We start from the raw sequence: 18,471 nt of genomic DNA, 5'->3' as shown, positions 1-18,471 counted from the left end.
GGCAGGGGGCACCTCCCAGCGTTAGCTGGGGGAGCGACTGCCGGGCCTGTGGTGTGTCATTGAGGCGTCACGCAGGGGCGTACACATCCGAGTGCGGGGAGGCACGGTGGGCAAGCCGAAGGTCGTTCTGGGGGTCAGCGGTGGGATCGCCGCCTACAAGGCGTGCGAGCTGCTGCGTCGGCTGACCGAGTCCGGTCATGACGTACGGGTCGTGCCGACCGACTCCGCGCTGCACTTCGTCGGCGCCGCCACGTGGTCCGCGCTCTCCGGCAACCCGGTCTCCACAGAGGTCTGGGAGAGCGTCCACGAGGTGCCGCACGTGCGCATCGGGCAGGAGGCCGATCTGGTCGTCGTCGCCCCGGCGACCGCCGACATGCTCGCCAAGGCCGCCCACGGACTGGCCGACGACCTCCTCACCAACACCCTGCTCACCGCTCGCTGTCCGGTCGTCTTCGCCCCCGCCATGCACACCGAGATGTGGGAACACCCGGCCACCCAGGAGAACGTGGCGACGCTGCGCCGCCGGGGCGCCCTCGTCATCGACCCCGCCGTCGGCAGGCTGACCGGCGTCGACACCGGCAAGGGCCGGCTGCCGGACCCCGCGGAGATCTTCGAGGTCTGCCGCCGCGTGCTGGCCCGGGGCGTCACCGAGCCGGACCTCGTCGGCCGGCGCGTCGTGGTGACCGCCGGCGGCACCCGGGAGCCCCTCGACCCCGTCCGCTTCCTCGGCAACCGCTCCTCCGGCAAACAGGGGTACGCCCTCGCCCGTACGGCGGCCGCGCGGGGCGCCCGGGTCACGCTGATCGAGGGCAACACCGGGCTGCCGGACCCCGCAGGGGTGGACGTCGTCCGGATCGGCACGGCGGTCCAGCTGCGCGAGGCGGTGCTCAAGGCGGCGCCGGACGCGGACGTCGTGGTGATGGCGGCCGCGGTGGCGGACTTCCGCCCGGAGACCTACGCCACCGGCAAGATCAAGAAGAAGGACGACCAGGGGCCCGAGCCCATCGTCCTGGTGCGGAATCCGGACATCCTCGCGGAGATCTCGGCGGACCGCTCGCGCCCCGGCCAGGTGATCGTCGGCTTCGCCGCCGAGACCGACGACGTCCTCGCCAACGGTCGCGTCAAGCTGGCCCGCAAGGGATGCGACCTCCTGGTGGTGAACGAGGTGGGGGAGCGCAAGACCTTCGGCGCCGAGGAGAACGAGGCCGTGGTGCTGGGAGCCGACGGCAGCGAGACGCCGGTGCCCTACGGCCCCAAGGAAGCCCTGGCCGAAACGGTGTGGGACCTGGTGGCGAGCAGACTCGTATGACAGTGGATTCGCGTCACGCCTCACTCGAACCACGCACATTCGGGCGTGGCGACCCTGGCGGACAGCGACGGCCATTGGGCAGAATGCACGTGCCGCAGGTCACAGGGCTCCCGAGAGGCGAGACAGGTGAGCCGGTGGCCGAGCCCGACCGATAAACTGTTCTCGGACGACGCCGGGCGCAGCCCCCGAGCCCGTCCGCCCATGATCAGCCAGCAGCCGCTGCAACCCCAGGGAGCGTTGTGTCCCGTCGTCTGTTCACCTCGGAGTCCGTGACCGAGGGTCACCCCGACAAGATCGCTGATCAGATCAGCGATGCCATTCTCGATGCGCTCCTGCGCGAGGACCCCACGTCCCGTGTCGCCGTGGAGACGCTCATCACGACCGGCCTGGTGCATGTGGCCGGAGAGGTCACGACCAAGGCGTACGCGCCGATCGCCCAGCTGGTGCGCGACACCATCCTGGACATCGGCTACGACTCGTCGAAGAAGGGCTTCGACGGCGCTTCCTGCGGTGTGTCGGTGTCGATCGGCGCGCAGTCGCCGGACATCGCGCAGGGTGTGGACACGGCGTACGAGAACCGGGTCGAGGGTGACGAGGACGAGCTGGACCGTCAGGGCGCCGGTGACCAGGGTCTGATGTTCGGTTACGCGTCGGACGAGACGCCGACGCTGATGCCGCTGCCGATCTTCCTGGCGCACCGCCTGTCGAAGCGCCTGTCCGAGGTCCGCAAGAACGGCACCATCCCCTACCTGCGCCCCGACGGCAAGACGCAGGTCACCATCGAGTACGACGGTGACAAGGCGGTCCGCCTGGACACGGTCGTGGTCTCCTCGCAGCACGCCAGTGACATCGACCTGGAGTCCCTCCTCGCCCCGGACATCCGCGAGTTCGTGGTGGAGCCCGAGCTGAAGGCCCTCCTGGACGACGGCATCAAGCTGGAGACCGAGGGTTACCGCCTGCTGGTCAACCCGACCGGCCGTTTCGAGATCGGCGGCCCGATGGGTGACGCCGGCCTGACCGGCCGCAAGATCATCATCGACACGTACGGCGGCATGGCCCGCCACGGCGGCGGCGCCTTCTCGGGCAAGGACCCGTCCAAGGTCGACCGCTCGGCGGCGTACGCGATGCGCTGGGTCGCCAAGAACGTCGTCGCGGCCGGCCTCGCCTCCCGCTGCGAGGTCCAGGTGGCGTACGCGATCGGCAAGGCCGAGCCCGTCGGCCTGTTCGTCGAGACCTTCGGTACCGCCAAGGTCGACACCGACCGGATCGAGAAGGCCATCGACGAGGTCTTCGACCTCCGTCCGGCCGCCATCATCCGCGACCTCGACCTGCTGCGCCCGATCTACGGCCAGACCGCCGCGTACGGCCACTTCGGCCGCGAGCTGCCCGAGTTCACCTGGGAGCGCACGGACCGCGTCGAGGAACTGCGCAAGGCCGCGGGCCTCTGAGCCCTCCGGCTCACCACCACTCCGGCTGATCGACGAGGCCCGGTGTCCCCACGGGGGCGCCGGGCCTCGTCGTGTTCCTCGACTCCCTGGCCGACGGACCGCCGGGCGGGACCCGGAGAGGCCGGCCGCCCGCGTAGGGCCTGTCGTTCGGATCACGCCTGGGCCGCGGGGCGTGGCGCGCACATCTGCCGCGTTGTCGTCGGTCCCCAACGCTCCGCGTTGACTCCCTCCTCCGCCTTGCAGCTGCACGCGCCACGCCCCGCTCACCGGCAGCCACCAGGAGCCGTCGCCCGCAATCGGCATGATCCAAACGACAGGCCCTAGCTCTCGGGCGGCGTCCGCTGTCAGTGGGGTTTGGGAGGATGAGGGTGTGAGCAGCGAGGATGGGACCAGGGGCGGAGGCGCGGCGGGAGGCGGGGAGCCGGAGCAGCTGGCGCTGGTGCGGGAGGCCGTCCGGAAGGCCAAGGTGCCGCGGGCGAAGCCGCGGACCTGGCGGGGGGCGGCGCTGGCGAAGGAGCTGCCGGTCGCCCGGGTGCTCGTCGACAAGGGCGTGCTGCATCTCGACCGGTACTTCGACTACGCGGTGCCGGAGGAGTTGGACGCGGACGCCCAGCCCGGGGTGCGGGTGCGGGTGCGGTTCGGGGCCGGCGGGCGGAACGTTCGCCAGGGGCGGCGCGAGGGCGGCTCGCTGATCGACGGGTTCCTCGTCGAGCGGGTCGCCGAGTCGGACTACTCAGGTCCGCTGGCCGCGCTCGCGCAGGTCGTCTCCCCCGAACCGGTGCTGGGGCCCGAGCTGTTGGGGCTGGCACGGGCCGTGGCGGACCGGTACGCGGGGAGCCTCGCGGATGTGCTCCAGCTGGCGGTTCCGCCTCGGCACGGCCGGGCGGAGGCCGTGGAGATGGGCGAGCCCGCGCCCCCGCCCGCCGCTCCCGAGCCCGGGTCCTGGCTGCGGTACGGGCGCGGGGAGGGGTTTCTGCGGGCGCTGGCCGGCGGGGGAGCGCCCCGGGCCGTGTGGACCGCCTTGCCGGGGCCGGAGTGGGCCGAGGAGATCGCGCGGGCCGTGCAGGCGACGCTGGCGTCGGGGCGCGGTGCGCTCGTGGTCGTACCGGCCGGGCGGCCCGCGGCTCGGGTCGACGAGGCGCTCGGCCAGTTGCTGGGGGAGGGGCGGCACGCGCTGCTGACCGCCGACGCGGGGCAGGAGAAGCGCTACCGGGAGTGGCTGGCCGTGCGGCGGGGTGCGGTCCGGGCTGTGGTGGGGACCCGGGCGGCCATGTTCGCGCCGGTGCGGGACCTCGGGCTGGTCGTCGTCTGGGACGACGGCGACGCCAGTCACAGCGACGACAACGCCCCCTTTCCCCATGTGCGCGAGGTGCTGGAGCTACGGGCGACCCGGGACAAGTGCGGCTTCCTGCTGGGGAGTTGGAGCTGCACGGTCGAGGCCGCCCAGCTCGTCGAGAGCGGCTGGGCCGCGCCGATCGTGGCCGGGCGGGAGCAGGTGCGGGCCGCCGCGCCGCTGGTGCGGACCGTGGGGGACACGGATCTCGCGCGGGACGAGGCGGCTCGGGCGGCGCGGTTGCCGAGTCTCGCCTGGCAGGTCGCGCGGGACGGGCTGCGGGACGGGCCCGTGCTGGTGCAGGTGCCCCGGCGTGGGTATGTGCCCCGGATGGCCTGCGCGCGGTGCCGGGAGCCGGCCCGGTGCCGGCACTGTGCGGGGCCGCTGGCGGCGCAGGACGGCGCCGGGGCGCTGCTGTGCGGATGGTGCGGGCGTGAGGAGGGCGGCTGGCACTGCCCCGAATGCGGGAGCAACCGGCTGCGGGCGCAGGTCGTGGGGGCCCGGCGGACAGCCGAGGAGCTGGGGCGGGCCTTTCCCGCCGTGCCCGTGCGGACCTCCGGCCGGGAGCAGGTGCTCGACACCGTGCCGGGGACGCCCGCGCTGGTCGTGAGCACGCCCGGGGCCGAACCGGTGGCCGAGGGCGGATACGCGGCAGCCCTGCTGCTCGACGGCTGGGCCATGCTCGGACGACCCGATCTGCGGGCCGGGGAGGACGCGCTGCGGCGCTGGATCGGCGCGGCCGCGCTCGTACGGAACCAGGGGGCCGGCGGCACGGTCGTGGTGGTCGCCGAGCCGACGCTGCGGCCGGTGCAGGCGCTGGTGCGGTGGGACCCGGTCGGGCACGCGGTCCGGGAACTCGCCGAGCGGGCCGAGCTGGGGTTCCCCCCGGTGTCGCGGATGGCGGCCGTCTCGGGTCCTGTCGAGGCCGTGGCCGACTTCCTGGCGGCGGTCGAACTGCCGCCGGACGCCGAGGTGTTGGGTCCGGTGCCGGTGGCCGGGCCGGCGGTCCCCGGCACCGGGGCGGGGCCTGCGACGGGTGGGGGGAGAGCACGGCGGCCCGCGGTGTCGGCGGCTGGGGCCGGCGAGCCCTGGGAGCGTGCGCTGATCCGGGTGCCGCCGGGGAGTGGGGCGGCGCTGGCCGGTGCGCTGAAGAGCGCGCAGGCGGCGCGGATGGCGCGTGGGGTGAACGAGGGGGCGCGGGTGCGGATCCGGGTGGATCCGTTGGACATCGGCTGAGTGGGCTGGGCCGAGGTGGGCTGGGCCGAGGTGGGGTGGGCCGGGCCGAGTGGATTCGGGCGGGTAGTGGGGCCCGGCTGGAGAGTGCCGCCCGGCGCAGGGTGCCCAGGCATGGGGGCGGCTTTCCGGGGTGCGTCTGCCGTCCGGCGTCCGGTGGGGAGGGCGCCTCAAGGCAGGGGCGCATGAGTCTGCCTCCCGGTCGGACACCGGGAGGCAGAGGTGCGTGTGGTCAGCCGTTGCGCGGGCCGGGGAAGGCCGTGGGTCTCACGTCGTCGCGGAGGGTGGGGCTGCCCGACGTCGGCTGGGTCGGCATGTGCGCGGGCACCGGTGCCGGGAGGGGGGCGGGCATCGAGCGGGCCGCCGGGACCGTGGGGATGCCGGAGCCGACGTTGACGGTGCGACTGCCCTGGGGATCACCCGTGCGTTCCGCTTCCGCGGCGGCCTGGGCGGCTGCGCGGCGGGCGCCGTAACGGCGGTGAACGGCCTGCTTGGTGACTCCGAGGGCCGAGCCCACCGCGTCCCATGAGAAACCGAGCGAGCGGTCGAAGTCCACGGCTGCCGTGACCAGGGTCTCGACACTGTCCCGCAGTTCCTGGGCGAGGCGGACGGTCGGGGCGGGGGCACGTCCGTAGACGACGAAGCCCGTGGAGGGGCCGGAGCGGCGCGGGCGGTAGACGTTGCCCAACTGGGCGGTGAGGGTGCGCAGTGCGTCCACCTGCCGGCGGACCCGCTCGATGTCCCGCACCAGCAAGTGCAGGCTGGCCCGAGCCTGGGCGTCGTGGGTTGCGTGGTCGGCCATGAACAAGCCTCTCGAACCGGCGTTGAAATAAGGGGAGGTGCCGCGAGTGCGGCGCGTATCGGTCAACTCTTTCTTGACCAACGCGAATTCGCTCCGCTGGTAACGGGGTGGGGGCGTGGGGGCATATGCGTGGGGCGCGTGGGCGGGGGTGCGCCCCCGCTGCGGCTGGGGTCCGGACTGGTCGGCGACCGCGGGCCGTCCGTGCGTGCCGCGGGCCGTCGGGGTGGTGAGGGTGGAACATAGACTGGGGTGTTGTCCCCGTGGTCGCGTGGGGCGTAGAACTTTCGTCCGAGAGGCCGTCAGACATTCATGAAGCTCGTCTTCGCCGGTACCCCAGAGGTCGCTGTTCCCGCGTTGGACGCGTTGATCGCGTCGGGGAGGCATGAGGTGGCCGCGGTCGTGACGCGGCCGGACGCGCCGGCGGGGCGGGGGCGTCACCTGGTCGCGAGCCCGGTGGCCCAGCGGGCGGAGGAGGCCGGCATCGAGGTGCTGAAGCCCCACCGGCCGCGGGACGAGGAGTTCCTCGCGCGGCTCCGGGAGATCGCGCCCGACTGCTGTCCGGTCGTCGCCTACGGCGCCCTGCTGCCCCGGGTGGCCCTCGACGTGCCGGTCCACGGCTGGGTCAACCTGCACTTCTCCCTGCTCCCCGCCTGGCGCGGCGCCGCCCCCGTGCAGCACTCGATCATGTCCGGGGACGAGATCACGGGAGCCTCCACCTTCCTGATCGAGGAAGGACTCGACTCCGGGCCGGTGTACGGGACGGTCACCGAGGAGATCCGGCCGACCGACACGAGCGGCGACCTGCTGACCCGGCTCGCCTTCGCCGGCTCCGGGCTGCTCGCCGCCACGATGGACGGCATCGAGGACGGCGCCCTGAAGGCCGTGCCGCAGCCCGCCGACGGGATCACCCTCGCGCCGAAGATCACCGTGGAGGACGCCCGGATCGACTGGGCCGCGCCCGCGCTGCGCGTCGACCGGGTCGTGCGCGGCTGCACGCCCGCGCCGGGCGCGTGGACGACCTTCCGCGGGGAGCGGCTGAAGCTCGTCCAGGTCGTGCCGGTGCCGGAGCGGACGGAGCTCGCCCCGGGCGCGCTCGACGTCGGCAAGAAGCACGTGCACGTCGGGACCGGGTCGTACGCCGTGGAACTGCTCTGGGTGCAGGCGCAGGGCAAGAAGCCGATGCGGGCCGCCGACTGGGCGCGCGGGGTACGGATCGAGCCCGGAGAGTCGGTCGGAGACTGACCGAGTGGCTCGATCAGAGGCGGCTTCTGTCCGGCCTCGTCGCCCCCTGCCCGTGAACCCACGCGGCCGACGTCCTGTCCTCCGCGCCCGCGGCGTACCCTGGCCGTGGTATCTCGTCCCGTATCCGGAGCACCTTTTTCGTGAGTGAGCAGTCCCGTCCGCGCAAGCCGGGCAAGCCGTACCGCCGTCCCCAGAAGGACCCCGTCCGTATGCTCGCCTTCGAGGCGCTCCGGGCCGTGGACGAACGGGACGCGTACGCGAACCTCGTTCTGCCGCCGCTGTTGCGCCGGGCGCGGGAGAAGGAGGGGCCCGACAAGTTCGACGGGCGGGACGCGGCGCTGGCGACCGAGCTGGTGTACGGGACGCTGCGCCGGCAGGGGACGTACGACGCGGTCATCTCGGCGTGCGTGGACCGGCCGTTGCGTGAGGTCGACCCGCCGGTGCTCGATGTGCTGAGCCTCGGTGTCCACCAGCTGCTGGGCACCCGGATCCCGACGCACGCCGCGGTGTCGGCCTCCGTGGAACTCGCGCGCGTCGTGCTCGGCGACGGGCGGGCCAAGTTCGTGAACGCCGTGCTGCGCAAGGTCGCGCAGCACGACCTCGACGGCTGGCTGGAGCGGGTCGCGCCGCCCTACGAGGACGACCCCGAGGACCATCTCGCGGTCGTGCACTCGCATCCCCGCTGGGTCGTCTCCGCGCTGTGGGACTCCCTCGGCGGAGGGCGCGCCGGGATCGAGGATCTGCTGGAGGCCGACAACGAGCGGCCCGAGGTCACCCTCGTCGCCCGGCCCGGACGGTCCACCGCCGAGGAACTGCTCCGGGAGGAGTCCGCGGTGGCGGGGCGCTGGTCGCCGTACGCCGTGCGGCTGGCCGAAGGCGGGGAGCCGGGTGCCGTGGACGCCGTACGGGAGGGCCGGGCCGGTGTGCAGGACGAGGGCAGCCAGCTCGTGGCGCTCGCGCTCGCCAACGCCCCGGTGGAGGGACCCGACAAGGCGTGGCTCGACGGGTGCGCCGGGCCGGGCGGCAAGGCCGCGCTGCTCGCCGCCCTCGCCGCCGAGCGCGGGGCCGTGCTGCTCGCCTCCGAGAAGCAGCCGCACCGGGCCGGGCTGGTCGCCAAGGCCCTGGACGGCAATCCGGGGCCCTACCAGGTGATCGCCGCCGACGGGACGCGCCCGCCCTGGCGGCCGGGGGCGTTCGACCGGGTGCTGATGGACGTGCCCTGTACGGGGCTCGGTGCCCTGCGGCGGCGCCCCGAGGCGCGCTGGCGGCGGCGGCCCGAGGACCTGGATGGGTTCGCCCCGCTCCAGCGGGCGCTGCTGCGGACCGCGCTGGAGTCCGTGCGCGTCGGCGGGGTCGTCGGCTACGCCACCTGCTCGCCGCATCTCGCCGAGACCCGCGCGGTCGTCGACGACGTGCTGAAGAGTTACGGCGACGCGGCCGACCTGATCGACGCGCGGCCGCTGCTGGCGGGCGTACCGGCGCTGGGAGAGGGGCCCGACGTCCAGCTGTGGCCGCATGTGCACGGGACGGACGCCATGTATCTCGCCCTCATCCGCCGGGTGGCGTAGCCGCTGGTTCCTTCGGCGGCGGGGCGGCGCCGCCGTCCTCGCGGGCCAGCCGGTGGGGCCACCACACCTTCGGGCCGACGTCCAGGAACAGGGCCGTGACCAGCACGGAGCGGACGATGAAGGTGTCCAGGAGGACGCCCAGGGCGACCGCGAAGCCGATCTCCGCGAAGGCGACCATGGGGAGCGTGCCGAGGGCGGCGAAGGTGCCGGCGAGGACCAGGCCGGCCGAGGTGATCACCGCGCCCGTCGTCGCGAGGCCCGTCACCACGGCCTTCCGGGTGCCCTGGTGGGTGGCCTCCTCGCGGATGCGGGTGGTCAGGAAGATGTTGTAGTCGATGCCCAGGGCGACCAGGAACACGAAGACGAACAGGGGGAAGTCGGTCGACTCGCCCGCGTAGTCGAAGAGGTGTCTGAACGCGAGCGCGCTGATGCCGAGCGCGGCGGCGAAGGACAGGATGACCGTCCCGATCAGCAGGAGCGGCGCGATCAGGGCGCGCAGCAGCGCACAGAGGATCAGCAGGACCACGATCAGCACCAGCGGGATGATCAGGATGTTGTCGTGGGTGGTCGCCTCGTCCATGTCCAGCAACGCCGCCGTACCGCCGCCCACCTGGGCGTCCGCGTCCGGCACCGCGTGGACGGCGTCCCGGACCCGCTCGACGGTGTCCTTCGCGGCCTCGCTGTCGGCCGGGTCGGACATGGTCGCCTCGAAGAGGACCTTGCCGTCGTTCGCGGGTTTCGTGCCGGGCGGCAGACCGAGCGAGTCCGCCACGACCCCTTCCGTGTCGGCGACGGCCCGGCCCACCTCCCGGGCCTGCGCCTGGTTGCTGATGATCACCAGGGGATCGCCGCTGCCCGCGGGGAAGTAGCGTGCCGAGACCTCCTGGCCGACGATCGAGTCCGGTTTGCCGGTGAAGGCGTCCGCGTTGCTGATGCCTTCCGCGCGCAGCTGGATCAGGCCCAGCGAGCACAGCGCGAGGGCGGCCGCGGTCGCCACCCAGACCGTGCGGGGGCGGCGGGAGAAACGCCGGCCCATCCGGGCCCACACACCCCGTTCGGTCGGGTCGGCGCTGCCGAGGTGCGGGATCACCGGCCAGAAGATCCACCGGCCGAAGATCACCAGCAGGGCGGGGAACAGCGTCATCATCGCCAGCAGCGCGATCGCGACGCCGATGGCCGCCACCGGGCCGAGACCGCTCGTGGAGTTCATCTCGGCGGCCAGCAGCACCAGCATGCTCAACACGACCGTCGCGCCGGACGCCAGCACCGCGGGGCCGGCCCGGTGCAGGGCGAGGGCCATCGCCTCATGGCGGTCCTCGTGACGGCGCAGTTCCTCGCGGTAGCGGGCCACGAGCAGCAGGGCGTAGTCGGTGCCCGCGCCGAAGACGAGGACGGTGAGGATGCCCGCGCTCTGGCCGTTCACGGTCAGGCCGGCGTGTTCCGCGAGCAGATAGATCAGGGCCTGCGCCGTGAACAGGGCCGCGATGACCGCGAGGAGCGGCACCAGGATCAGGGTCGGACTGCGGTAGGTGAGCAGGAGCATCACGATGACGACGGCCATCGCCGACATCAGCAGCGTGGAGTCGATGCCCTCGAACGCCTCGGAGAAGTCGGCGGACGTACCGCCCGGGCCCGTGATGTGCACGGAGAGCCCGTCGCCGCCCTCACCCACGTCGTCCCGGATCGAGTCCACCGCGGGCGCGATCCGCTCCCAGCCCTTCTCGTCCATCGTGATCGGCACGTAGACCTGGGCGGCCCTCGGGTCGACCGCGCGGTCGTAGACGGGACCACGGGTCTGATCGCCGATGATCTTGTGGGCGGTCAGCTGCCTGAGCTCCCGTACGTCCGCCTCGATCGTCGCCCGGTCCTCGGCGGTCAGCCCGCTCTCCCGGGCGTAGACGACCACGGCCGGGATCTGCTCGGGCCGGAACCCCTCGGAGATCTCCAGCACCTGCGTGGACTCCGCCGAACCCGGCAGCCACGAGGCGGCGTCGTTGTCCTGCGCGTCGGTGAGCTTGGTGGCGAACGGCGCCACGACGAACAGCAGCACCAGCCACAGCCCCAGCACGACCCACTTGGCGCGCCGTCCGCAGACGAGGTGCCCGATGCCCCGGTTGCCTGTCATGCCCACCTCCAGGGTCGTGCCCCGTGAGGGGCGCGGGGCAGAGACATATGCGGCTCCGCCGCGTGGGCGCGAGCAACCACGACGGGCCCGCGGCCGACGAACCACCGTCTACACCCCGGACCGATGCCCGCAACCCCCGGAGGGCATGGCAGGCTTGGCCCATGGCCGCGCAGATCAACCCCAGCATCCTGTCCGCCGACTTCGCCCGTCTCGCCGACGAGGCGAAGGCGGTCGAGGGAGCCGACTGGCTCCATGTAGACGTGATGGACAACCATTTCGTCCCGAACCTCACGCTCGGTGTGCCGGTCGTAGAGTCCCTGGCCCGTGCGACGGAGACGCCGCTGGACTGCCATCTGATGATCGAGGCCCCCGATCGGTGGGCGCCCCAGTACGTGGAAGCGGGTGCCGGTTCCGTCACCTTCCATGTCGAGGCGGCTGCCGCACCGGTGCGGCTCGCCCGCGAGATCCGTGCCAAGGGGGCCAGGGCCTCCATGGCGCTCAGGCCTGCCACGCCGATCGAGCCGTACGAGGACCTGCTGCCCGAACTCGACATGGTGCTGATCATGACCGTCGAACCGGGCTTCGGGGGCCAGGCCTTTCTCGACATCATGCTCCCCAAGATCCGCCGGACCCGCGAGTTGATCAGCAAGCACGGCCTCGACCTGTGGCTCCAGGTCGACGGCGGCGTCGCCGAGTCCACCATCGAGCGTTGCGCCGAGGCCGGCGCGGACGTCTTCGTCGCCGGTTCCGCGGTGTACGGGGCCGAGGACCCGGCCGAGGCGGTGCGGGCGCTGCGGGCGCGGGCGGACGCCGTCACGGCGACCGCCGGCTGGGCCTGCGGCCACTGAACCACCGGGGCACGGCCGTGCGAACGCCGAGGCCGGCGGGGCACGTCGTGCGTCCAGAGGGCCAAGGAAACGTGAACGGCTTTCCTTCGGGCTGATCGAAAACGCCGGATCTGCAAGGATGAACGGCGTATCCATGTGTGAAGAGCAGTGAGGAGATGACCGTGTCGGGTATGTCGGCGGGCCGGTCAGCCATGCGGATGGGACCCGCTGAGCTGGTTCAGGCGGCGGCCATGGCACGCCGTTTCTACCTCGAGGGGAAGTCCAAGATCCAGATCGCCGAGGAGTTCGGCGTGAGCCGCTTCAAGGTGGCCAGGGTCCTGGAGACCGCCCTCGAGCGGGATCTGGTGCGGATCGAGATCCGCGTCCCCGCGGAACTGGACGCCGAGCGCTCCGACGCGCTGCGCGCCCGGTACGGCCTGCGGCACGCCGTGGTCGTCGAGTCCCCGGCCGACGCCGAGGAGTCACCCGACCCGGAGAACCTCGGCGAGGTCGCCGCGGACCTGCTCGGCGAACTGGTCAACGAGGGCGATGTGCTCGGTCTCGCCTGGGGCCGCTCCACCATCCACATGGCGGCGGCGCTCGACCGGCTGCCGCCGTGCACGGTGGTGCAGCTGACCGGGGTGTACGACGCCGGGACCGCCGAGCGCGGCTCGGTCGAGGCGGTACGGCGGGCCGCGCAGGTGTCGGGCGGCGACGCCCACCCCATCTACGCGCCGATGCTGCTGCCGGACGCGGCCACCGCGGCCGCGCTGCGCCATCAGACCGGGATCGCGCGGGCGTTCGAGCACTTCGACAAGGTCACCGTCGCCTGTGTCTCCATCGGCTCCTGGGAGGCCGGTATCTCCACGGTGCACGACATGCTCAGCGACGAGGAGCGGGGGCACTACGCCTCCCTCGGTGTCGCCGCCGAGATGTCGGCGCATCTCTTCGACGCCGACGGCCGCCGGGTCGGGCGGGACCTCGGCGAGCGGTGCATCACGGTCAAGGCCGACCAGCTCCGCCGTATCCCCGAGGTCGTCGCGATCGCGGGCGGGCAGCGCAAGGCGGCCGCGATCGACGCCGTGCTGCGCTCGGGACTGGTGACCAGCCTCGTCACCGACACGTCGGCCGCGGACTATCTGCTGACGGCCGGCCAGATGCCCAGGCCTGCGCTCAACAGGGCCGACCCGGACGGCGTCTGACGATCCGTCAGGCCGGTTCGGGGGTGCGTCCGCCGGGGTCGAGGGTGCGGGCGCCGAGGCCGAGGGCAGGGCCGCCGGGTCGGGGTGGGTGGGCAGCCGCTGGTTCGTGGGGGTTGATCGCGTAGTTCCCCGCGCCCCCTCCGGGGCGCGGGCCGGTGACCGCTACGAGACGTGCAGGACGGTGTCGGGATGAGTGACGCAACCCTTGCCGAGGTGCTGAGCGCCGGAGGCTGGACGTATGTCGAGCTGGACCTGACGGGTGTCACCGACAAGCCCGCCTTCATGGAGCGCTGCGCCCGCGCCTTCGATCTGCCCGCGTACTTCGGCCGTAACTGGGACGCCCTCGCCGACTGCCTCACCGACCTGTCGTGGGCGCCGCCCGTGCGGGGGCGTCTCGTCGAGGTCACCGGCTGGCAGGGGTACGCCGGGGCCGAGCCGAACGACTGGAGCATCGCGCGGGAGGTGTTCGCCGACGCCTCCGGTCGCAGCGTGCTCACCGGCATCGAGCTGCGGATCGTGCTCGCGCTCGGAGGATCCTCCTAGGCCGCGCACCCCCCTCTGGACGATCCGTCGGGGCCGTTCACACCCGCCGACATGGGACAATGAAGTACGTGCTCTTCCCCTTGGCGGTCCTGTCAGGGGGTCACCTCTGATCGACTGGGATGTGCGGCACGTGCGTTTCCTCAATGACATCCAGCCCGCGTACGACCTGACGTACGACGACGTCTTCATGGTCCCGAGCCGTAGCGCCGTCGGATCGCGGCAGGGCGTGGACCTGGCCTCCCCGGACGGCACGGGCACCACCATCCCGCTCGTCGTCGCCAACATGACCGCCATCGCCGGCCGCCGGATGGCCGAGACGGTCGCCCGCCGCGGTGGCCTGGTGGTCGTCCCGCAGGACATCCCGATCGAGGTCGTCACCGACGTCATCTCCTGGGTGAAGAGCCGCCACCTCGTCCTCGACACCCCGATCGTGCTGAACCCCCACCAGACGGTCGCCGACGCGCTGGCGCTGCTGCCGAAGCGCGCGCACAACGCGGGCGTCGTCGTCGACGAGGCGCTCCGGCCCGTCGGAGTCGTCACCGACGCGGACCTCACCGGCGTCGACCGCTTCACCCAGCTCGAAGTCGTCATGTCCCGGGACCTGTTGCTCCTCGACGCCGACATCGACCCGCGTGAGGCCTTCAACCGGCTCGACGCGGCCAACCGCCGCTACGCTCCCGCCGTCGACCGGGACGGCCGTCTCGCCGGCATCCTGACCCGCAAGGGCGCGCTCCGCGCCACGCTGTACAGCCCCGCCGTCGACGCGAACGGCAAGCTGCGCGTGGCCGCCGCCGTCGGCATCAACGGCGACTTCGTGGACAAGGCGAAGCAGCTGCTCGCTGCGGGCGTCGACACGCTCGTCATCGACACCGCGCACGGCCACCAGGAGTCGATGATCAACGCGATCAAGCTGGTGCGCGATCTCGACCCCCGGGTGCCGATCGTGGCCGGCAACATCGTCGCCGCCGAGGGCGTGCGGGACCTGATCGAGGCCGGCGCGGACATCGTCAAGGTCGGGGTCGGACCCGGCGCGATGTGCACGACCCGCATGATGACCGGGGTCGGGCGGCCGCAGTTCTCCGCGGTTCTGGAGTGCGCGGCCGAGGCGAGGAAGTACGGGAAGCACGTGTGGGCCGACGGGGGTGTGCGCCACCCCCGGGACGTCGCCATGGCACTGGCCGCGGGCGCGTCCAACGTGATGGTCGGGTCGTGGTTCGCCGGGACGTACGAGTCGCCGGGCGATCTCCAGCAGGACGCCGGCGGGCGGCTCTACAAGGAGTCGTTCGGGATGGCGTCGGCACGGGCCGTTCGCAACCGTACGAGCGAGGAGTCGGCGTACGACCGGGCGCGCAAGGCGCTGTTCGAGGAGGGCATCTCGACGTCGCGGATGTTCCTGGATCCGGCGCGGCCGGGGGTCGAGGACCTGATCGACTCGGTCATCGCGGGGGTGCGGTCGTCGTGCACGTACGCCGGGGCCGGGTCGTTGGAGGAGTTCGCTGAGCGGGCGGTCGTGGGGATTCAGAGTGCGGCGGGGTACGCGGAGGGCAAGCCGTTGCATGCGAGTTGGAGTTAGGACGGGGCGCCTGAGAGCTCGGGGGGAGCTGTGCGTCGGCGGGTGCGGGCTCGTCGTGGCTTGTCGCGCCCACGCGGCGGAGCCGCATATCGGATGCAGGCCCGCGCCCCTGGCCATGGCTGCGGTTCGCCCCTTCCTGAACAGCGTGCGCAACAGTCTGAAACCCGTCGTGCAACGAAGCTTCGCGCACCCGTCGGTAACGCAACGATCTTGCGTCGGCGCGCAAGGTTGCCGCATTACGCTCGTGAAGCTCTGGCTCATAGGGTCATGCGCTGTACGTGGCGTGGCGGGGACCTCCTGCTCGGTGGCCCCCTGCTGTTCGGTGCTGTCGGTCCTCACCCGCCCTGACCGGCAGCGATGAAGGAGCCACGCGTGCTCGACCAAGGCGCACCCCCACAGCACGAGAACCAATCCGCCCCGCCCGCCGCGGGTTTCGGGGCGCGGCTGATGCGCCGCAAGCCCGTGGAACGCCTGGTCGCGGAGGGTGGTCAGGGTGAGGGAGGGTCGCTGCGGCGGTCCCTCGGACTGTGGCAGCTGACGATGATCAGCATCGGCGCCACGCTCGGCACCGGTATCTTCGTCGTCCTCGGCGAGGCCGTCCCCAAGGCCGGACCCGCCGTCACCCTCTCCTTCGTGATCGCCGGTCTCACCGCGCTGTTCTCCGCCCTGTCGTACGCGGAACTGGCCGGCACGATCCCCGTCTCCGGGTCCTCCTACTCGTACGCGTACGCAACGATGGGCGAGCTGGTCGCGTGGGTCTGCGGCTGGTGTCTGGTGCTGGAGTACGGGGTCTCGGTGTCGGCGGTCGCCGTCGGCTGGGGCGAGTACCTCAACGAGCTGCTGGACGGGACCCTCGGCGTGACCATCCCGGCCGCGCTGTCCGCGCCGCCCGGCGACGGGGGAATCTTCAACCTGCCCGCGCTGATCGTCGTCCTGCTCGCCATGGCGTTCCTGCTGGGCGGCGCCCGGGAGTCCGCGCGGGCCAACACGGTCATGGTCGTGGTGAAGATCGCCGCCCTGCTGCTCTTCTGCCTCATCGGCCTCCAGGGCTTCCGCTCCGGCAACTACGAGAACTTCATGCCCCTCGGCATGGCGGGCGTCAGCGCGGCCGGGGCCACGCTCTTCTTCTCGTACATCGGGTTCGACGCGGCCTCGACCGCCGGCGAGGAGGCGAAGAACGCGCAGCGCGACCTGCCGCGCGCCATCATGCTCTCGCTGGTCATCGTCACCGCGCTGTACGTGCTGGTCGCGGCCGTCGCGATCGGGGCGCGGCCCTGGGAGGGGTTCGGTGAGTCCGAGGCCGCGCTCGCCGGGATCATGAAGGACGTCACCGGGGACGCGTTCTGGGGCACGCTGCTGGCGGGCGGGGCCGTCATCGCCATCGCGAGCGTGGTGCTCACCGTGCTGTACGGGCAGACCCGCATCCTGTTCGCCATGTCCCGGGACGGGCTCGTGCCCAAGGTGTTCTCGCGGGTCCACCCGAAGACCGGTACGCCGCGCGTCAACACCGTGATCGTCTCGCTGTTCTGCGGTGTGCTCGCCGCCGCGATTCCGCTCGGGCAGCTGGCGGACGCCACGAGCATCGGTACGCTCTTCGCGTTCGCGCTGGTCAACGTGGCGGTCGTGGTGCTGCGGCGGACGCGGCCCGACATGCCGCGGACCTTCCGGGTGCCGCTGTCGCCGGTGCTGCCCGCGCTGGGATTGGCGTTCTGCGTCTGGATGATGGGCAGCCTCTCCACCGTGACGTGGGTCGTCTTCGGGGTCTGGATGGCCGCCGGGCTCGTGTTCTACTTCAGTTACGGCCACCGCCGTTCCCGTCTCGCGACTCCAGAGAAGTGATCCACCCGCAGTGCTGAACGATCTCGACGAACGCATCGTGCACGCCCTCGCCGAGGACGCCCGTCGCTCCTATTCCGACATCGGCCAACTCGTGGGGCTCTCCGCGCCCGCGGTGAAGCGGCGGGTGGACCGGCTGCGGGCGACCGGGGCGATCACCGGATTCACCGTCCGTGTGGACCCCGCCGCGCTCGGGTGGGAGACCGAGGGGTTCGTCGAGATCTACTGCCGACGGAACACGTCGCCGGAGACGATCCAGCGGGGGCTGGAGCGGTATCAGGAGGTCGTGGCCGCGTCCACGGTCACCGGGGAGGCCGATGCGGTGGTTCAGGTGTTCGCTTCTGATATGCGGCACTTCGAGCGGGTGTTGGAGCGGATCGCGGGGGAGCCGTTCGTCGAGCGGACGAAGTCCGTGCTCGTGCTGTCTCCCTTGCTGCGGCGGTTTTCTTCCGGGTCGCCCGCCTGAGAGCTCGGGGCGGCCGGTTCGTCGGCGGGTGCGGGTGCGGGTGCGGGTGCGGGTGCGTGGGGGTGGGGGTTGTTCGCGCAGTTCCCCGCGCCCCTTCAGTGCCCGGGGTTCTCCAGTTGCTCCGGGGTCTTCCTCGCCAAGGCGTTGTTGCCGATCGAGTTGTGGACGCTGAAGCTCACCGCGTCCGGGCGGTAGCGGTCGTCGGACCATTCCACCGGGCGGCCCTCGCGGGTCGTGGTGATCCGCCGGACCCGCAGGAGGGGGCTGGTGCGGCGCACGGTGAGGAGCTCGGCGTCCCTGGCGCCGGCCGCCACCGCGTCGATGACGTGCTCCCCGTAGGCGAAGACCAGACCCGTGTCGTCGAGCAGGCGCTGGGTCACGGAGGGGCAGTCCGCCTCGATGGGCTCGACGGCCGGGGAGATCCAGTCGGCGTACACCGTGCGCTCCAGCAGGACGGGCTGCCCGTCGAGCCCGCGCAGCCGCAGCACGCGCAGCACCCGGGCGCCCGGGGCGAGCTGGAGGCGTACCCGGTCCTCGGCGGTGGCCGTCCGGTACTCCTGGGCGATCACCCGGCCCGTCGCCTCGCGGCCCATCGCGCGCGCCCACTGGGCGAAGCTGCGCAGCTCCGCGAAGCTCTGACTGCGGCGGCCGGCCAGGACCACACGGCGGGCACCCTGCCGTGACCCGATGAGGCCCTCGGCGGTCAGGGTCGCCACCGCCTGGCGGACGGTGCCGCGCGAGACGCCCCAGCGGGCCGCGAGTTCGGTCTCCGGCGGCAGCAGACTGCCCACCGTGTACTCCTCACGGTCGATCGCCCGCCGCAGCGCCTCGGCGATCTCCTCGTGTCGCGCCGCCATGATCCCCCTCCGCTCGTCCGGTCGCTCGCTGTGTGCAGCGCGACCAGCCTAACCAGGAGGGGAAGAGGTCGCGGAAGCACGGCCCTCGGCCCGTGTTTGTGCGGGAA

At 72.5% G+C, this 18,471-nt stretch carries 14 protein-coding genes; 11 read left to right on the top strand and 3 right to left on the bottom strand.

What is annotated here, in order from left to right:
- Positions 1 to 106: 106 nt before the first annotated feature.
- The 3 genes from coaBC to HW837_RS28855 all read left to right on the top strand — a co-directional run bounded on the left by coaBC (position 107) and on the right by HW837_RS28855 (position 5,326).
- On the top strand, positions 107 to 1,309 hold the full coding sequence (gene coaBC / locus HW837_RS28865) for a bifunctional phosphopantothenoylcysteine decarboxylase/phosphopantothenate--cysteine ligase CoaBC (RefSeq protein WP_045557256.1): 1,203 nt from the start codon (positions 107 to 109) through the stop codon (positions 1,307 to 1,309).
- Positions 1,310 to 1,548: 239 nt separating this feature from the next.
- Entirely contained in the window at positions 1,549 to 2,757 is a 1,209-nt protein-coding gene (gene metK, locus HW837_RS28860; RefSeq protein ID WP_045557257.1) for a methionine adenosyltransferase, read from the top strand.
- A 370-nt stretch (positions 2,758 to 3,127) separates the two neighbouring features.
- Entirely contained in the window at positions 3,128 to 5,326 is a 2,199-nt protein-coding gene (locus HW837_RS28855; RefSeq protein ID WP_193380490.1) for a primosomal protein N', read from the top strand.
- A gap of 229 nt (positions 5,327 to 5,555) precedes the next feature.
- Here HW837_RS28855 and HW837_RS28850 read toward each other — a convergent pair whose 3' ends face one another.
- Positions 5,556 to 6,125: a hypothetical protein gene (locus tag HW837_RS28850; RefSeq protein ID WP_045557259.1), complete on the bottom strand. Its 570-nt coding sequence runs from the start codon at positions 6,123 to 6,125 to the stop codon at positions 5,556 to 5,558.
- 309 nt (positions 6,126 to 6,434) lie between these two features.
- On the opposite strand from HW837_RS28850, the gene fmt reads away from it, so the two are divergent.
- Both fmt and HW837_RS28840 read left to right on the top strand, forming a co-directional pair.
- Positions 6,435 to 7,367, top strand: a complete 933-nt coding sequence (fmt, locus tag HW837_RS28845) for a methionyl-tRNA formyltransferase (RefSeq protein WP_045557260.1) — start codon at positions 6,435 to 6,437, stop codon at positions 7,365 to 7,367.
- Between the two features lie 140 nt (positions 7,368 to 7,507).
- Positions 7,508 to 8,935: an RsmB/NOP family class I SAM-dependent RNA methyltransferase gene (locus tag HW837_RS28840; RefSeq protein WP_064744198.1), complete on the top strand. Its 1,428-nt coding sequence runs from the start codon at positions 7,508 to 7,510 to the stop codon at positions 8,933 to 8,935.
- On the opposite strand, the gene HW837_RS28835 is transcribed toward HW837_RS28840, so the two are convergent.
- The gene (locus HW837_RS28835) at positions 8,916 to 11,060 is read right to left on the bottom strand and encodes an MMPL family transporter (RefSeq protein ID WP_045557262.1); all 2,145 of its coding nucleotides are present in this window, start codon (positions 11,058 to 11,060) and stop codon (positions 8,916 to 8,918) included. The two genes, HW837_RS28840 and HW837_RS28835, sit on opposite strands and share 20 nt — an antisense overlap.
- A gap of 161 nt (positions 11,061 to 11,221) precedes the next feature.
- Here HW837_RS28835 and rpe point away from each other — a divergent pair, with 161 nt between their 5' ends.
- From rpe to HW837_RS28805, 6 genes are all read left to right on the top strand, one after another.
- Positions 11,222 to 11,908 (top strand): ribulose-phosphate 3-epimerase, encoded by a 687-nt coding sequence (gene rpe, locus HW837_RS28830; RefSeq protein WP_045557263.1) that lies wholly within the window; start codon positions 11,222 to 11,224, stop codon positions 11,906 to 11,908.
- A 137-nt stretch (positions 11,909 to 12,045) separates the two neighbouring features.
- On the top strand, positions 12,046 to 13,089 hold the full coding sequence (locus HW837_RS28825) for a sugar-binding transcriptional regulator (RefSeq protein WP_045557264.1): 1,044 nt from the start codon (positions 12,046 to 12,048) through the stop codon (positions 13,087 to 13,089).
- A gap of 189 nt (positions 13,090 to 13,278) precedes the next feature.
- Positions 13,279 to 13,632 (top strand): barstar family protein, encoded by a 354-nt coding sequence (locus tag HW837_RS28820; protein WP_045557265.1) that lies wholly within the window; start codon positions 13,279 to 13,281, stop codon positions 13,630 to 13,632.
- A 130-nt stretch (positions 13,633 to 13,762) separates the two neighbouring features.
- On the top strand, positions 13,763 to 15,205 hold the full coding sequence (locus tag HW837_RS28815) for a GuaB1 family IMP dehydrogenase-related protein (RefSeq protein ID WP_045557370.1): 1,443 nt from the start codon (positions 13,763 to 13,765) through the stop codon (positions 15,203 to 15,205).
- A gap of 372 nt (positions 15,206 to 15,577) precedes the next feature.
- The gene (locus tag HW837_RS28810; RefSeq protein ID WP_045557266.1) at positions 15,578 to 17,044 is read left to right on the top strand and encodes an amino acid permease; all 1,467 of its coding nucleotides are present in this window, start codon (positions 15,578 to 15,580) and stop codon (positions 17,042 to 17,044) included.
- A 10-nt stretch (positions 17,045 to 17,054) separates the two neighbouring features.
- On the top strand, positions 17,055 to 17,507 hold the full coding sequence (locus HW837_RS28805; protein WP_045557267.1) for an Lrp/AsnC family transcriptional regulator: 453 nt from the start codon (positions 17,055 to 17,057) through the stop codon (positions 17,505 to 17,507).
- Between the two features lie 95 nt (positions 17,508 to 17,602).
- Here the strand turns inward: HW837_RS28805 and HW837_RS28800 are convergent, their stop codons facing one another.
- The gene (locus HW837_RS28800) at positions 17,603 to 18,364 is read right to left on the bottom strand and encodes a GntR family transcriptional regulator (RefSeq protein WP_045557268.1); all 762 of its coding nucleotides are present in this window, start codon (positions 18,362 to 18,364) and stop codon (positions 17,603 to 17,605) included.
- Between the last annotated feature and the right edge of the window lie 107 nt (positions 18,365 to 18,471).

The sequence above is a fragment of the Streptomyces caniscabiei genome (genome assembly GCF_014930365.1).
GTDB classification, from domain to species: domain Bacteria; phylum Actinomycetota; class Actinomycetes; order Streptomycetales; family Streptomycetaceae; genus Streptomyces; species Streptomyces caniscabiei.
The sequence above is the reverse complement of the archived record's forward strand: the minus strand, read 5'-3'. Positions and strand labels throughout refer to the sequence as shown.

Bases quoted from the DNA above. Each gene is read 5' to 3' on its own strand.
- HW837_RS28850 (WP_045557259.1), bottom strand. From the start codon at position 6,125: ATGGCCGACCACGCAACCCACGACGCCCAGGCTCGGGCCAGCCTGCAC.
- fmt (WP_045557260.1), top strand. From the start codon at position 6,435: ATGAAGCTCGTCTTCGCCGGTACCCCAGAGGTCGCTGTTCCCGCGTTG.
- HW837_RS28835 (WP_045557262.1), bottom strand. From the start codon at position 11,060: ATGACAGGCAACCGGGGCATCGGGCACCTCGTCTGCGGACGGCGCGCC.
- rpe (WP_045557263.1), top strand. From the start codon at position 11,222: ATGGCCGCGCAGATCAACCCCAGCATCCTGTCCGCCGACTTCGCCCGT.
- HW837_RS28820 (WP_045557265.1), top strand. From the start codon at position 13,279: ATGAGTGACGCAACCCTTGCCGAGGTGCTGAGCGCCGGAGGCTGGACG.
- HW837_RS28800 (WP_045557268.1), bottom strand. From the start codon at position 18,364: ATGGCGGCGCGACACGAGGAGATCGCCGAGGCGCTGCGGCGGGCGATC.